Raw genomic sequence first — 12,750 nt, forward strand, 5'->3', positions numbered from 1 at the left:
GAAGTCTATTAGTAGGAGGCGGGTGCTATCCCCCGGATTGCCAGCGTGAGCAACCGGTCGGCCTGAGCGGTGTCCTCGGCACTGGCCAGCGAGATGCCGTTGACCAGCTTCAGCAGGTCCTCGATCCGGACTTCCGCGGGTACGGCGCCGGCCTCCTGAGCGCGCTCCAGCAGCTTCCGGCCGGCCGAGATCACCCGGGCGTGCGTGTCCGAACCACAGTCCCCACTCATCACCAGCGCCGTCGCGAGACCGCGACTGCTGGTCGCGTGCCGGACCATCGCGCGCAGCCAGTTCGTCAACGCCTGCAGGGAATCCGGCTCGTCGAGCAGCTCGGTCGCCTGTGCGCAGACCTCGTCGACGCTGCTCCGGAACACCTCCTCCAGCAACCTGATCCGGCCGCCGAAATGCCGGTGCAGGGTCGCCGACCCGACACCCGCCCGGCGGGCGATCTCCTCCAGCGACGCGTCCGCGCCCTGCTCGGAGACCACCTCGGCCGCGACCGCGACCAGGCGGTCCCGGTTCCGCTGAGCGTCCGCACGCATCGGCACATCCTTGACATAAGTGGGGTGGTCCCCCATATCGTAGCCGCCAATAAACGGGGGCCCACCCCGTTTGAGTTCGAGGAGACTTGATGCGCATTGGCTTGGCGTTCGGCGACGTCCGTGGACGGGCCCCGCTGCCCGAGATCACCCGGCAGATCCAGGAGGCGGCCGCGGCCGGGGCCGACTCGGCCTGGGTGACGCACGGCGTCGGCTGGGACGCCCTCACCACGCTGGCGGTCGCCGGACCCGCGGCGCTCGGTATCGAGCTCGGCACCGCGGTCGTACCGTTCCCCCAGCGGCATCCACTCGTGCTCGCGACGCAGGCACTGACCGTGCAGGCGGCGATCGGCAACCGGCTCACGCTCGGCATCGGCGCCGGCATCGCCCGCATGGTCAGCACGATGTACGGGCTACCCACCGATCGACCGGCTCGACGGATGCGTGAGTACCTTGAAGTGCTGCGGCCGCTGCTCCAGGGCGAGACGGTCGACCATCACGGCGAGACGTACACGGCCATCGGTGCGATCGACCTCCCCGGGGCCCAGGCTCCGTCCGTGCTGATCGCCGCGCTCGGGCCCGCGATGCTGAAGGTCGCGGGCGAGCTCGCCGACGGCACGATCACCTGGATGACCGGACCCCGGACACTCACCAACCACGTCGTACCGACCATCACCCGAGCGTCCGGGAGCCGCACTCCGCGGATCGTGGCGGGGCTTGCTGTGTGTCTCACGTCCGCCGAGGATGCCGTACGGGCGCGGTTCGCCGAGCAGTTCGCGTTGGCCGGGCAGGTCCCGGAATACCGCGCGATGCTCGACCGGGAAGGTGCCGACGTGGCCGACGTACTGATCGTCGGCGACGAGGACTCGATCGCGAAGCAGCTCACCCGGATCGGCGACACCGGCGTGACCGACCTGATGCTGGCGCCGATCGGTACCGCGGAGGAGCAGGCCCGGACGACCGCATTCGTGTCTACTATCGGCGGGTGACGGTTACGGATGCGCACGGGGCGGTCGACGCGGTCTGGAGGATCGAGTCGGCGCGGATCATCGCGGGCGTCGCGCGGATCGTGCGGGACGTCGGGCTCGCGGAGGAGCTGGCGCAGGACGCCCTGGTGGCCGCGTTGGAGCAGTGGCCCGAGTCCGGCGTACCGAACAATCCCGGCGCCTGGCTGATGGCGATCGCCAAACGGCGGGCGATCGACCTGATCCGGCGCAAGGACACGTACCAGCGCAAGCTCGCCGAGCTGGGCCACGAGCTGGAGATCGACGGCGACAGCGTCGAGGACGATGTGGAGGCGATCCTCGAGGACCACATCGAGGACGACCTGCTCCGGTTGGTGTTCACCGCGTGTCACCCGGTGCTCACCATGGACGCGCGGGTGACGCTGACGCTCAAGCTGCTCGGCGGCCTGAAGACCGACGAGATCGCCCGCGCGTTCCTCGCCCCGGAGGCGACGATCGCGCAGCGCATCGTCCGCGCCAAGCGCAACCTGGCCAAGGCCGGCGTCGAGTTCGAGGTGCCGTCCGGGCCGGAGCTCCTGGAACGGACGTCGTCAGTCCTCGAGGTCGTCTACCTGATCTACAACGAGGGGTACTCCGCGACCGCTGGCGACGACTGGATGCGGCCGGCCCTGTGCAACGAGGCAATGCGTCTGGGCCGGCTGCTCGTCGAGCTGATGCCGACGGAGCCCGAAGTCCTCGGCCTGCTGGCGTTGATGGAGCTGCAGTCGTCCCGCGCGAACGCCCGCGTCGGGAGCGACGGCGAGCCGGTACTGCTCCTTGACCAGGACCGCCGCCGCTGGGACCGCCTCCTGATCCGCCGCGGTCTCGAAGGCATCGAACGCGCCTGGGCATTGGAGAAACCGCCCGGCCCGTACCTCCTGCAGGCCGCGATCGCTGCCTGTCACGCCCGCGCGACCGATCCCGAGGACACCGACTGGGCCCGGATCGCCGGCCTGTACGCCGTACTCGCGCAAGTGACCCCGTCGCCGGTCATCGAGCTGAACCAGGCCGTCGCCATCTCGATGGCCTTCGGCCCGGAACGTGGACTGGCAGCGGTCGACCTGCTGGCGGACGACCCGTCGCTGAAGGAGTACCACCTGCTGCCGAGCGTGCGCGGTGACCTGCTGTTCAAGCTCGGCCGCCTGGACGAGGCCCGCGCCGAGTTCGAGAAGGCCGCCGCCCTGACCCGCAACGAACGCGAACGCAAACTCCTCCTGGAACGCGCCGCCGCCTGCTGACCAACCGCCTACTTGTGCCGGCGTGCCAACCAGGCCATGGCGCCGGCACCGAGTACCACGGCTCCGCCGACTGCGGCGGTCGCCTTCGGGTGGCGCTTGCCTGTCGCGGGCAGGCCCTGCATCGCACTGGGCACCTGCTTCATCATCTGACCGGTGCGCCCCGCAGCGCCCTTCATCATCTGACCGGTCTGGCCCGCGGCACCCGACATGCGGTGGCCGGCGCTCGACGCGGTCTCCTTCATCCGGTGCGGAACGTTCAGCCGCCGGGTGAGTTCCTGGACCGTATCGGCGAGGTGCTGCCGGGTGTACTCGAGATCCTCCCGGAGCGTCTCGCTCTCGGTCATCGGCTCCCGGTGAGTGGCATTCTTGGTGGTGGTCATGGGGTGCTCTTTCCTTCTGGATGGTGACCCTTGAGCGCTTCCAGGTCCTCGTGCACGCCGTCGACGGCACGTTTCGGGACGGGCGGGGTGGCACGGGAGACGTGCCGCTTGCCGAGCAGTGCGGCGACGCCGGCGATCGCGAACAGCACCGCCGCGACGATCAGCGCCGACAGCCAGGCCGGCAACGCGGTCGCGAGCCCGAGGACCGCCGCCGCGATCAGGACGCCGAGACCGTACAGCGCGATCGCGCCGGCCCCACCGAACAACCCGGCGCCGACGCCCGCCTCCTTGCCCTTCTCCTTGAGCTCGACCTTGGCCAGCTCGATTTCGTCGCGGACCAACTGGCTGAGGTCGGTGGTCGCCTGGCTCACGAGCCCACCGATGTTCGTGTCCTGACCGTTCAGTCGATTCAGTCCGGTCTCACGCCGGACCAGTTCCGGGCGTGTCGTCATGACCGCCTCCCGTACTCGGTTGCCGCACCGGTACCCATACCGCGCGACCGCCACGCAGCCGACCGAGGCTGAAGTGATCTGCATCACATGATGTCGAGTAGTCGCCGGCTGTTCGACGCACGGGTGAGATCGTCACCCACCAGGAGGAATCATGAACACCGTCGTATCGAAGGACGGCACCACCATCGCCTACGACCGGCGCGGGAACGGGCCGGCGCTCGTTCTCGTCGACGGCGCGCTCTGCTCCCGTGCACAGGGTCCGATGCCCGACCTCGCCGAGGCACTCGCGGACCTCTTCACCGTCTACAACTACGACCGCCGCGGGCGCGGCGACTCCGGCGACGCGGGCGACTACGCGGTCGAGCGGGAGATCGAGGACCTGACCGCGGTGATCGAGGCGGCCGGCGGATCGGCGTACGTCTACGGCTCGTCGTCCGGCGCTGCCCTGGCGCTGCGGGCGACGGCGGCCGAGTTGCCGGTCGAGAAGCTGGTCGCGTTCGAGCCGCCGTACGTCGTCGACGACAGCCGCAAGCAGATCCCGCGGACCTGGGTCGCCGACCTGCAGGCGCTCGAGCCGGGCGACGCGATCAAGTACTTCTTCACGAAGGGGATCGGGCTGCCCGGGATCTTCGTCACGATGATGAAGCTGATGCCGGCCTGGAAGCCGATGAAGGCGATCGCGCACACTCTGCCGTACGACGCGCAGGTGCTCGGGAACAACTGCTTCGGCGACCCGATGGACACCGAGCAGTGGGCGCCGATCGAGCAGCCGGTGCTGGTGGTGAACGGCGGGAAGAGCCCGCAGTGGATGAAGACCTCGACGCGGGCCCTCGCAGCGGCGGTGCCGGGTGCCAAGCACACCGAAGTACCGGGTCAGAACCACGTGATCAAGGCCGCGGCGATCGCCCCGGTGATCGCGGACTTCTGCAGGTGACGGATCCCCAGGCCATCACAATCGCGCCCGCCGGCCCCGCGTGAGCGGGAACCCGGCGGGCGCGATCAATGGTGATGACGTGGGCGTCCGCGTTGGTCAGGCGCCGGTGATCAAGGCGCCGGCGCCGGAGCGGGCGGCGTCGAAGCGCGCCTGGGCGTCGGCCCAGTTGACGACGTTCCACCACGCCTTGACGTAGTCGGGCTTCACGTTCTTGTACTGCAGGTAGAACGCGTGCTCCCACATGTCCAGCATCACGATCGGGATCTGCCCGGCCGGCAGGTTGCCCTGCTGGTCGTACAGCTGGTGGACGAGCAGCCGCCCGCCGAGCGCGTCCCAGGCGAGGATCGCCCAGCCGGAGCCCTGGATCGTGGTGGCGCTCGCCGTGAAGTTGGACCGGAACCCGTCGAACGACCCGAAGAAGTTGTCGATCGCGGCACCCAGCTCGCCGTCCGGCTTGTCGCCACCGTCCGGCGACAGGTTCTTCCAGAAGATCGAGTGGTTGACGTGCCCGCCGAGGTTGAAGGCGAGCGACTTCTCCAGCCCGACGATCGCGCCGAAGTCGTCCTTCTCGCGGGCCGCGGCCAGCTTCTCCAGGGTGTCGTTCAGACCCTTCACGTAGGTCGCATGGTGCTTGTCGTGGTGCAGCTCCATGATCTCGCCGGCGATGCTCGGCGCCAGTGCGCCGTAGTCGTAGGGGAGGTCGGGAAGCGTGTACGTGGTCAACTCTGCTCCTTCGTCAGGGCCCCGCGAGGGCCGATATCTCCGATGTCCTGTGTCAGCGGCACCAGCTTGAAACTTCAACCACGGTTGAGGTCAAGACGCCACGCCGACGAGCGTGGTACGTCGGGACCGGTGCCCGATGAGATCGCCTTGACACCCGCGCACCCATCGAACACCTCCCAGCTTCACATACTCCACCTGACGACCCACGGGCGAGTCTCACCTCCGCGGATGAACGGTTCCCAGCAGCGCACGCAGAGCCTCGGCGAAGGCGTCAGGGTGGTCGACGAAGCCGGTGTGGCCGCCCGGGAAACGGGTCGGCTCGATGCCGAGCCGGTCGGCCAGGCCGGTGGAGGTACGGTCGCAGAGTTGACCGGTCGACTCCTCGCCGATTCCCACCACGATGTCGACGGCGCGCAGCTTGTCGACATCCGGCAGCCAGGTGATGGACTCGCGCATCTCGTGGCCGAACCAGAACCGCTCCGTCGCCTCCTGCTCGGGGTCCCGCTCGCCGCCGAACATCATCTCCACGACCTCGTCGGGCAGCTGGATGTTGGCGAGCGCGAAGAACTGCTTCCAAGCGCCGGTCACGTCACCGGCGAGGTAGTCGGCCATCAGCTTCTCCGACCGCGCGAGTACCTCGTCCGCGTCCGGGATCAGCCGGTCGAGCGGCGGCTCGTGCGCGATCACGGTCCGGACGACGTCCGGGTGATGCTGGGCCAGCGCGAGCGCGCTCACCGCTCCCCCACTGGAGCCGAGTACGACGGCCGGCCCGGCGTCGACGTGCCGGATCAGCGCGGCCAGGTCGTCGGCCCGCTGCTCGGGTCGCGACGTACCGCGCGGGGCGAGCTTGCTCCGCTTCACCCCGCGCGGATCCAGCGTCAGGACCGTGTAGTCGGGCGCCAGCAAGTCGGCCAGCGGCGCGAACGCGGCCGCGTCCATCGGGGCGCCGACCAGGACCAGCAGCGGTCCTGATCCGCGCACCTCGTAGTACAGCTCAGCGTCGGAAACCTTCAGCGTGTTGTTCATGCCATCTCCACGAACGAGGGTGGCACGAATGGACATCGGTGTCCGTGGGGATCAGGCAGTTGCGTACTGCGGGCGCCCGGCCGGCCGGTAGACCTGGAGCGTCATGCCCGTCGGGAAGGATCGCGACTCCACCAGGTCGAGCGCCAGGTCCGGGCCGCTGTCGGGGAACAGTCGCGTGCCCTGGCCGACGACCACCGGGACGACGAGCAGAACGATCTCGTCGACGAGGTCGTTCTCCAGCAGCCACCGGACCAGGACACCGCTGCCGTGCACCTGCAACTCGCCTTCCGGCCCGGCCTTCAGCTCGCCGACGGCCTCCGCGAGGTCACCGGACAGGACGGTCGTGTCCGACCACGTCGCCTCGGTGAGGGTGTTCGACGCGACGTACTTCGGCTTCGTGTTGAAGGCGTCCGCGATCGGACCGCTGCCCGGAGCGAGCGCGCCCCAGTAGCGGGCGAAGATCTCGTATGTCCGCCGGCCGAACAGGAACCCACCGGCGCGCTCGCAGAACTGGTTGACGAACGCCGTTGCCTCACTGTCGAACGCTGCCATCGCCCAGCCGTCGCGCTCGAAGCCCTGCTTGCGGTCAACCTCCGACGGGCCGTTTCCCTGCATCACTCCGTCGACGGAGACCTGTGTGATCGTCGTCAGTTTCATGATCGCGTCAGCTCTCGAACGCGTCGGAGTCCGGGCCGAAGTCGGCTTCCTCGACAACCCGGCGTACCTCGACCTCGGAGCCGAGGGCCTCGGCCAGCCGCGCGGCCCACTCGATCGCCTCGTCGCGGCTGCGGACCTCGACGACGATCACACCGCCGATCAGCTCCTTGGTCTCGGCGAACGGGCCGTCGGTGACGGTGCGCTTGCCGGCGTCGACCTTGACCCGCGCGCCGAGCGAACTGCGGTGCACGCCTTCCGCGAACAGCAGTACGCCGGCCTTCGACAGGTCCTCGACGACCCGTCCGACACCTTCGGCCACCTCCTGCGGCGGCAACTTCCCGGCCTCACTGTCCGCGTCGGCCTTGTTGATGATCATGTAGCGCATCGCTGATGCTCCCTCGTCGTGTCGGTCGAGCTCTTACTCTCACGTCGAGCGGGCCACCACCAGATCGACACCCTGACTTCAGATCATTTCCCCGGTCAGCTCGTACAGGCGACGCGGCGGTGCGCGAGGGCTAGTTCGGCTGGTCGCCGTTGGGGTTGTAGGCGCAGGCGTCGGCGAGGTTCTGGGTCGGGCCGGGGGGCGCGGTGGTGGTTGTGGTGGGCGGCTTGCGCGTGGTGCCGGGCTCGGTCGGCGTGGTGCCGGGCTTGGCCGGCGGGGTGGCGGGCGTCGGGGGCGGGGCGGACTCGAGGGCGTTCTCGACGGTGTCGCGGAGGGCCTGGTAGTCGGGGTGCAGGTACTTCAGGCGGAGCTTGTCGGAGTCGAGCGTGACGTTCGAGACCGTTCCCGACTTCACCTTCAGCGCCAGCTGCACCATCGCGGGCAGCAGCTCCTGCGGTATGTCGGTTCGCAGCAGGTGCTTGCCGGCGCGAGCGATCGCCTTGTACTTCGTGACCAGCGTCTGCGGATCCCCCGCGTCGACGATGCTCTTGATCACGCACCGCTGCCGGACCTGCCGCTGGTCGTCGTCGGCGCCGTACCGCCCGCGCGCGAACCACAGCGCGTGCCGACCGTCGAGGTGCTGGTTCGGTCCCGGCTCGATCCATTCCTTCGGCGGGATGTGCGAGCTGCTGACGCCGCCCATCGCGACCCGCTCGTTGACATTCACCCGGATCCCGCCGAGCGCGTCGACGATCTCCGGGAAGCTCTGCAGGTTGACCTGGAGGTAGTAGTCGAGCTTCAGCCCGATCGCCTCGCCGACGGACTGCTTCACCACGTCCGCGCCCTCGTTGTCGGACGGCCCGAGGATGCCCGGATGCGCGTCCGGGACGTTCTGGTACATCGCGGTCAGCATCCACTCCAGCCGCCCGTCGAGGCTGAGCCCCTCCTTGCCGAAGCCGTTCGGGTAGTACTTGCGCAGCGGCGAGTCCGCCGGGAACGGCATGAACGTCAGGTTCCGCGGCAGTGAGACCAGCGCCGTGTTGCCGGTCTTCGTGTCGATGCTCGCGACGATCACCGTGTCGGTCCGCACGCCCTCGCGGCTCGGCGCGTCGTCACCGCCGAGCAGCAGCAGGTTGAGCCGCGGCTTGTCCTCCCACGGATCCTTGACGTTGACCGTCGACGGCCGGGTGGCACTCCTGCTCTCACCCTGCGCCTGGAACACGTCCTGCACCAGCGACCGCTGCGCCAGCACACTCTGTACGCCGATCGCCGCCGGTGCCGCGACCGCGAAACACAGCAGCCCGACGAACGTCGCGCCGAAGGCCCGGCCGCCGGCTCCACCCGTTGCCGGACGCAACGACCGGTGCGAGGCCACGATCACGACGATCCAGCAGCACGCGAGCGCGCCGATCACCACCGAGGTCATCAACAGCCGGCTCGGTACGACGGCGGCCGCAAGCACCTCGTCCCGCCGGGTAAGACCGACGTACACCCCGAGTCCGACCAGGCCGAGGAAGAGCGTCAGCACGAACGCGCCGATCCGCCGGCGCCCGCCGACGATCAGCCCGAGTCCTGGGATCAGAGCGCCCAACAGAGTGAACCCCAGCAACTTCGGCATCGACCGCGGCCGCCTCGCCGTCGCGCGCGCACTCCCCATCGGCACCCCTGTCGCCCCGTCGTCCCCTGATTCAAGTGTGCGTCAAGTACCCGCGCCCTTACCTCTTCAGACGTGTTACAGGGTCAATCGGTTGTCAAACGGTCAGATGAGCGCCGTTGAAGCCCTCCTGCTCGACGAGTGTGCGGACCACGGCGGCGATCCGGTCCGGCGGGCTCCACTTGCTGGTGTCGGCCTTCGGCATCGCGCTGCGGTTCGCGGGGGTGTCGATGGTGCCGGGCAGGATGGTGTTCACCCGGACGCCGTCGCGTGCGTACTCCGCGTGCAATGCGTCGGCGAACGCGATCACCCCGGCCTTCGCGGTGATGTACCCGGCCGCCCCGGAGAACGGGCGGAGCGCGGCGCCGCTCGACGTACAAACGATCGATCCACCACCGCCCGCGAGCAGATGCGGCAGGACCCCCTGGGTGATCAGGTACGTCGGACGCAGGTTGAGCCGGAGCTGCGTCTCGAAGTCCTCGATCGGCGTCTCGTGCACCCGGGACCCGGATGCGAAACCGCCGACGAGGTTGACCAGGGCGGTGAGCGGAGCGTTCTCGTCCGAGGTGGCGAGCGCGACGACATCCGCCGTACCGGCGGGATCGAAGGGGTCGGCGATCACCGGGTTGAGCGCCGGGTCGGCGCCGAGGCGGGCGAGGGACTCCTCGGACCGCCCGGGTACGACGACCCGCCAGCCGGCCCGCAGGAACTCGGCCGTCACCGCGACCCCGAGCGTGCCGGTGCCACCGGCAACCACGACCGTTTTCGTCATATCCGCGAGCCTAATCGGACTGCGGGGACTAAGTTCATCGGTTGTGCGGATTCTGATGCTGGGTGGGAACGGGTTTGTCGGGCGCGCGGTCGTGGACGACGCGTTGGCGCGGGGCTACGACGTCACGTCGTTCAGTCGCGGGAAGAGTGGTACGCCGCTCCCCGCAGGCGTGACGCAGCTGATCGGGGATCGCGAGGCGGGCGACTACTCGGCGCTGCGGACCGGTGAGTGGGACGCGGTCGTCGACACGAGCGGCTTCCGGACGCGGGACGTCGATCAGGCGATGGACGTGCTCGGGGACCGCGTCGGGCGGTACGTGTTCATCTCGAGCCATGCCGTCTACGTACGGGATCTGCCGGCCGGGACCGACGAGACCGCACCACGCCGCGAGCCGCTGCGCGACGCCGACGTACTCACGAACGACACGTACGGACCCTGCAAGGTCGCGTGCGAGGACGACGTCGTCGAGCGGTACGGCGATCGCGCGACGCTCGTCCGCCCCGGTCGGGTCACGGGCCCCGGCGACTCGTCCGGTACGGCGCTCTACTGGATCCGGCGCGGCGCCCGTGGAGGCCGCGTCGCGCTCCCGACCAAGCCCGAGGCGCCGCTCCAACTGGTGGACAGCCGCGATGTCGCCGGCCTGATCACGCGGCTCGTCGCGGACGACCGCGCCGGCGCCTACAACGCGACCGGTCCCGACTCCACCATCGCGGAACTGATCCACACCGCGGCCGAGCTGTCCGGCAGCACCGTCGACATCGTCCCTGTCCCGTTCGACGCCGTACCGCGCCGTTTCCCCCTCATCGACCCCGAGTCCGAATGGGGTGAACGTCGCCGCAACCCAGCTAAGGCCCGCGCCGTCGGCATGCCCGTCACTCCGCTGCGCCGAACCGTCGCCGACGTCCTCCAGTGGGACCACGACCGAGGCACCCCACCCCTCACGATCGGCCTCACCCCCGAAGCCGAAGCAGCCCTCCTCACCCACCACAATTTGCCTGGCTAACCCACCAATTTGCCTGGCTGACCCAGCAAATCGGGGGTTCTGCACCGTGGTTCCGGGTGTAGAACCCCTCATTTCGCTGGCTGACCCACCAAATGGGGAGAGGTTACTCCGGGAGCGCCAGCGTTCGGCCGGCGTCGCGGGCGGCGTTGATGGATCGGGTGAGGGTGTCCTTGAGGGCGCCGGCCTCGTCGGTGAAGCCCTGTACGACGGACGTGTCGCCGACGGGTTCGGTGCGGGCGAGCAGCTCGATGTAGCGGTCGCCGTCGTCCAGCGCGGCCTCGGCACGCAACGCGGCGTCGGCGGAGCGGACGCGGTCGGCGTACCGGTCCAGCAGATCCACCTTGCGCTTGATCGCGTCCACCGAGAGCGCGAGGGCACGACGCTGCGGTCCGAGTACGGCGTCGAGCTCGGCGGTCGCCATTCCGCGCGCGACGTCCTGCTGCCTGGCCCGCAATACGGTCTGCTCGCGGAGCACCTGCGCGATGTCCCACAACTGCTCCGGCAGAACGAGCTCGTTCTGTACGTCGTCCAGCAGGCCACGCCGGGTAACTGTTGCCTCAAGCACCGTTTTCACGGCCCGCTGCGCCCGTGCGAGCAGCCGCGCGGCCGGCTCGTCGAAGTCCTCCGGCAGAAGGTACTTCCCGTGCTGGAGGCGGACCGCCTTGTGCCCGCGGTCCTCGACCGCCGACTTCACCAGGATCCCGCCGGTCGCGAGCGCCGCGACCCCGGCGAGCGCGACCGAGCCCCACGCCGCTACCGCGGTCGGCAGCGTCGCCGCCATGATGATGAGCGCCAGGATCCACCCGCCGACACACACCGCGATCCACACGAGCAACGTCCCGAACGTGTTGCCCGGCGCGACCGACCAGGACGTCTGCCGCTTCGGCCGCGGCGCGTCGGCCGCCACGAACAACTCCGGCCGGTGCTCGTACAACCGCCGCACGCCAACAGGCACACCCGGCGCGAACACAGGCTCCATCGCCACCTCCGGAGAAGTCGTCAGCACTCAGCGTAGCCGGGAAGCGAGACCATCCAGGAAGACCGAAAGGCCGAACTCGAACAACTGGTCCAGGTCGTACTCGTACTCGAAGCCGTCGGCCAGCAACTCCTGGAACGCGGTCAGGTTCCCGGCCGCGATCATCGCCGCCAACTGGTCGCCCTGCCGGGTAGCCCATTCGTCCGCGGTGACCCCGGTGTCCTGCTCGGCCTGCGCCTCGGACTCCATCACCAACGCGATCCCCCGCACGTACGCGAACAGGCTGATCACCGTCGACAACGCCGCGCCCTTCTCCAACCCGCGCAACGCCCGCAGCACCGCGTCCGTGTGCGGCAGCAACCGCGGCACCAGCTGCGGCCGGCTGAGACTGATCGCACTCGCCATCCAGAGATGCCGCCGGTACGCCGCCCAGTGCACCCGCGCCACCGCCGTCACCGCATCCCGCCAGTACGCCGGAATCTCGCCGAGCGGAAACTCTCCGAGCGCCGCATCCACCATCTGCACGACCAGGGCGTCCTTGCCACCGACGTACCGGTAGAGCGCCATCGTCGACACCCCGAGCTCGGCCGCGATCCGCCGCATCGACAACGCCGCCAGCCCTTCGGCGTCCGCGATCGCGATCCCCATCCGCACGACCTCGTCGCGATTGAGGTCCGGCACTCCATCGGGTGCAATCGCCGTACGCCGGGAACGCGGCGGCGGACCGACCACGGTCCCGACCCCCGGCGCGGGATGCACCAGCTGGTCGGCCTGCAGCACCTGCAACGCCTTCGTCGCGGTCGCCATCGCCACTCCGAAGTCACGGACCAACGCCCGCGTCGACGGCACCCGATCCCCAGGCAACAGCTCCCCGGCCTCGATCCGCCGCCGCAACTCGGCCGCGATCACCTGGTACGGCGCTGCATTCATACGTCTCCTTCAACTAGTGCGCGTACATCGTAAGCGCACTACCTCGCCGCCAGAGGCCGTCAGACACCCCTCAACCGTGT

Annotated in this window: 15 protein-coding genes; 4 read left to right on the top strand and 11 right to left on the bottom strand. The window is 69.3% G+C overall.

The genetic code is table 11. The features are described 5' to 3' along the window. Positions 1-8: 8 nt before the first annotated feature. Positions 9-542: a TetR/AcrR family transcriptional regulator gene (locus tag EV137_RS28045; protein ID WP_134131397.1), complete on the bottom strand. Its 534-nt coding sequence runs from the start codon at positions 540-542 to the stop codon at positions 9-11. A gap of 89 nt (positions 543-631) precedes the next feature. On the opposite strand from EV137_RS28045, the gene EV137_RS28050 reads away from it, so the two are divergent. Next, the gene (locus tag EV137_RS28050) at positions 632-1,528 is read left to right on the top strand and encodes a TIGR03564 family F420-dependent LLM class oxidoreductase (protein WP_134131398.1); all 897 of its coding nucleotides are present in this window, start codon (positions 632-634) and stop codon (positions 1,526-1,528) included. Further along, the gene (locus EV137_RS28055; protein ID WP_134131399.1) at positions 1,525-2,781 is read left to right on the top strand and encodes an RNA polymerase sigma factor; all 1,257 of its coding nucleotides are present in this window, start codon (positions 1,525-1,527) and stop codon (positions 2,779-2,781) included. Before EV137_RS28050 ends, EV137_RS28055 begins: the two co-directional genes overlap by 4 nt. An 8-nt stretch (positions 2,782-2,789) precedes the next feature. On the opposite strand, the gene EV137_RS28060 is transcribed toward EV137_RS28055, so the two are convergent. Both EV137_RS28060 and EV137_RS28065 read right to left on the bottom strand, forming a co-directional pair. Then, entirely contained in the window at positions 2,790-3,161 is a 372-nt protein-coding gene (locus tag EV137_RS28060; RefSeq protein ID WP_134006114.1) for a DUF3618 domain-containing protein, read from the bottom strand. Beyond that, positions 3,158-3,613: a phage holin family protein gene (locus EV137_RS28065; RefSeq protein WP_134006112.1), complete on the bottom strand. Its 456-nt coding sequence runs from the start codon at positions 3,611-3,613 to the stop codon at positions 3,158-3,160. Before EV137_RS28065 ends, EV137_RS28060 begins: the two co-directional genes overlap by 4 nt. A 151-nt stretch (positions 3,614-3,764) precedes the next feature. On the opposite strand from EV137_RS28065, the gene EV137_RS28070 reads away from it, so the two are divergent. Next, positions 3,765-4,547 carry an alpha/beta fold hydrolase gene (locus tag EV137_RS28070; protein WP_134131400.1) on the top strand — a complete coding sequence of 261 codons (783 nt, stop codon included), beginning with the start codon at positions 3,765-3,767 and terminating at the stop codon, positions 4,545-4,547. Positions 4,548-4,643: 96 nt separating this feature from the next. On the opposite strand, the gene EV137_RS28075 is transcribed toward EV137_RS28070, so the two are convergent. From EV137_RS28075 to EV137_RS28100, 6 genes are all read right to left on the bottom strand, one after another. Continuing rightward, positions 4,644-5,270, bottom strand: a complete 627-nt coding sequence (locus tag EV137_RS28075) for a superoxide dismutase (protein ID WP_134006108.1) — start codon at positions 5,268-5,270, stop codon at positions 4,644-4,646. Between the two features lie 216 nt (positions 5,271-5,486). After that, a complete protein-coding gene (locus tag EV137_RS28080) occupies positions 5,487-6,296 on the bottom strand; it encodes an alpha/beta fold hydrolase (RefSeq protein WP_134131401.1) in 810 nt (269 codons plus the stop codon). A 51-nt stretch (positions 6,297-6,347) separates the two neighbouring features. Beyond that, complete coding sequence (locus EV137_RS28085; RefSeq protein WP_134131402.1) at positions 6,348-6,953, bottom strand: dihydrofolate reductase family protein; 606 nt, start codon at positions 6,951-6,953, stop codon at positions 6,348-6,350. A 7-nt stretch (positions 6,954-6,960) separates the two neighbouring features. Beyond that, a complete protein-coding gene (locus EV137_RS28090; RefSeq protein ID WP_133782581.1) occupies positions 6,961-7,338 on the bottom strand; it encodes a YciI family protein in 378 nt (125 codons plus the stop codon). Between the two features lie 130 nt (positions 7,339-7,468). After that, positions 7,469-8,953 (bottom strand): LCP family protein, encoded by a 1,485-nt coding sequence (locus tag EV137_RS28095; RefSeq protein WP_238175596.1) that lies wholly within the window; start codon positions 8,951-8,953, stop codon positions 7,469-7,471. 133 nt (positions 8,954-9,086) lie between these two features. Then, entirely contained in the window at positions 9,087-9,761 is a 675-nt protein-coding gene (locus tag EV137_RS28100; protein ID WP_134131403.1) for an SDR family NAD(P)-dependent oxidoreductase, read from the bottom strand. Positions 9,762-9,804: 43 nt separating this feature from the next. Here EV137_RS28100 and EV137_RS28105 point away from each other — a divergent pair, with 43 nt between their 5' ends. Then, entirely contained in the window at positions 9,805-10,764 is a 960-nt protein-coding gene (locus EV137_RS28105) for an NAD-dependent epimerase/dehydratase family protein (RefSeq protein ID WP_134131404.1), read from the top strand. A 103-nt stretch (positions 10,765-10,867) separates the two neighbouring features. Here the strand turns inward: EV137_RS28105 and EV137_RS28110 are convergent, their stop codons facing one another. Together EV137_RS28110 and EV137_RS28115 are read right to left on the bottom strand one after the other, a co-directional pair. Beyond that, positions 10,868-11,743: a hypothetical protein gene (locus EV137_RS28110; RefSeq protein WP_238175597.1), complete on the bottom strand. Its 876-nt coding sequence runs from the start codon at positions 11,741-11,743 to the stop codon at positions 10,868-10,870. 27 nt (positions 11,744-11,770) lie between these two features. Further along, entirely contained in the window at positions 11,771-12,670 is a 900-nt protein-coding gene (locus tag EV137_RS28115) for a GntR family transcriptional regulator (protein ID WP_134131405.1), read from the bottom strand. Positions 12,671-12,750 lie beyond the last annotated feature (80 nt).

Origin of the sequence: Kribbella pratensis (assembly GCF_004366075.1) — a bacterium.
GTDB classification, from domain to species: Bacteria; Actinomycetota; Actinomycetes; order Propionibacteriales; family Kribbellaceae; genus Kribbella; species Kribbella pratensis.

Bases quoted from the DNA above. Each gene is read 5' to 3' on its own strand.
- EV137_RS28045 (WP_134131397.1), bottom strand. From the start codon at position 542: ATGCGTGCGGACGCTCAGCGGAACCGGGACCGCCTGGTCGCGGTCGCG.
- EV137_RS28065 (WP_134006112.1), bottom strand. From the start codon at position 3,613: ATGACGACACGCCCGGAACTGGTCCGGCGTGAGACCGGACTGAATCGA.
- EV137_RS28115 (WP_134131405.1), bottom strand. From the start codon at position 12,670: ATGAATGCAGCGCCGTACCAGGTGATCGCGGCCGAGTTGCGGCGGCGG.
- EV137_RS28100 (WP_134131403.1), bottom strand. From the start codon at position 9,761: ATGACGAAAACGGTCGTGGTTGCCGGTGGCACCGGCACGCTCGGGGTC.
- EV137_RS28050 (WP_134131398.1), top strand. From the start codon at position 632: ATGCGCATTGGCTTGGCGTTCGGCGACGTCCGTGGACGGGCCCCGCTG.
- EV137_RS28070 (WP_134131400.1), top strand. From the start codon at position 3,765: ATGAACACCGTCGTATCGAAGGACGGCACCACCATCGCCTACGACCGG.
- EV137_RS28060 (WP_134006114.1), bottom strand. From the start codon at position 3,161: ATGACCACCACCAAGAATGCCACTCACCGGGAGCCGATGACCGAGAGC.
- EV137_RS28085 (WP_134131402.1), bottom strand. From the start codon at position 6,953: ATGAAACTGACGACGATCACACAGGTCTCCGTCGACGGAGTGATGCAG.
- EV137_RS28080 (WP_134131401.1), bottom strand. From the start codon at position 6,296: ATGAACAACACGCTGAAGGTTTCCGACGCTGAGCTGTACTACGAGGTG.
- EV137_RS28090 (WP_133782581.1), bottom strand. From the start codon at position 7,338: ATGCGCTACATGATCATCAACAAGGCCGACGCGGACAGTGAGGCCGGG.
- EV137_RS28110 (WP_238175597.1), bottom strand. From the start codon at position 11,743: ATGGAGCCTGTGTTCGCGCCGGGTGTGCCTGTTGGCGTGCGGCGGTTG.
- EV137_RS28095 (WP_238175596.1), bottom strand. From the start codon at position 8,953: ATGCCGAAGTTGCTGGGGTTCACTCTGTTGGGCGCTCTGATCCCAGGA.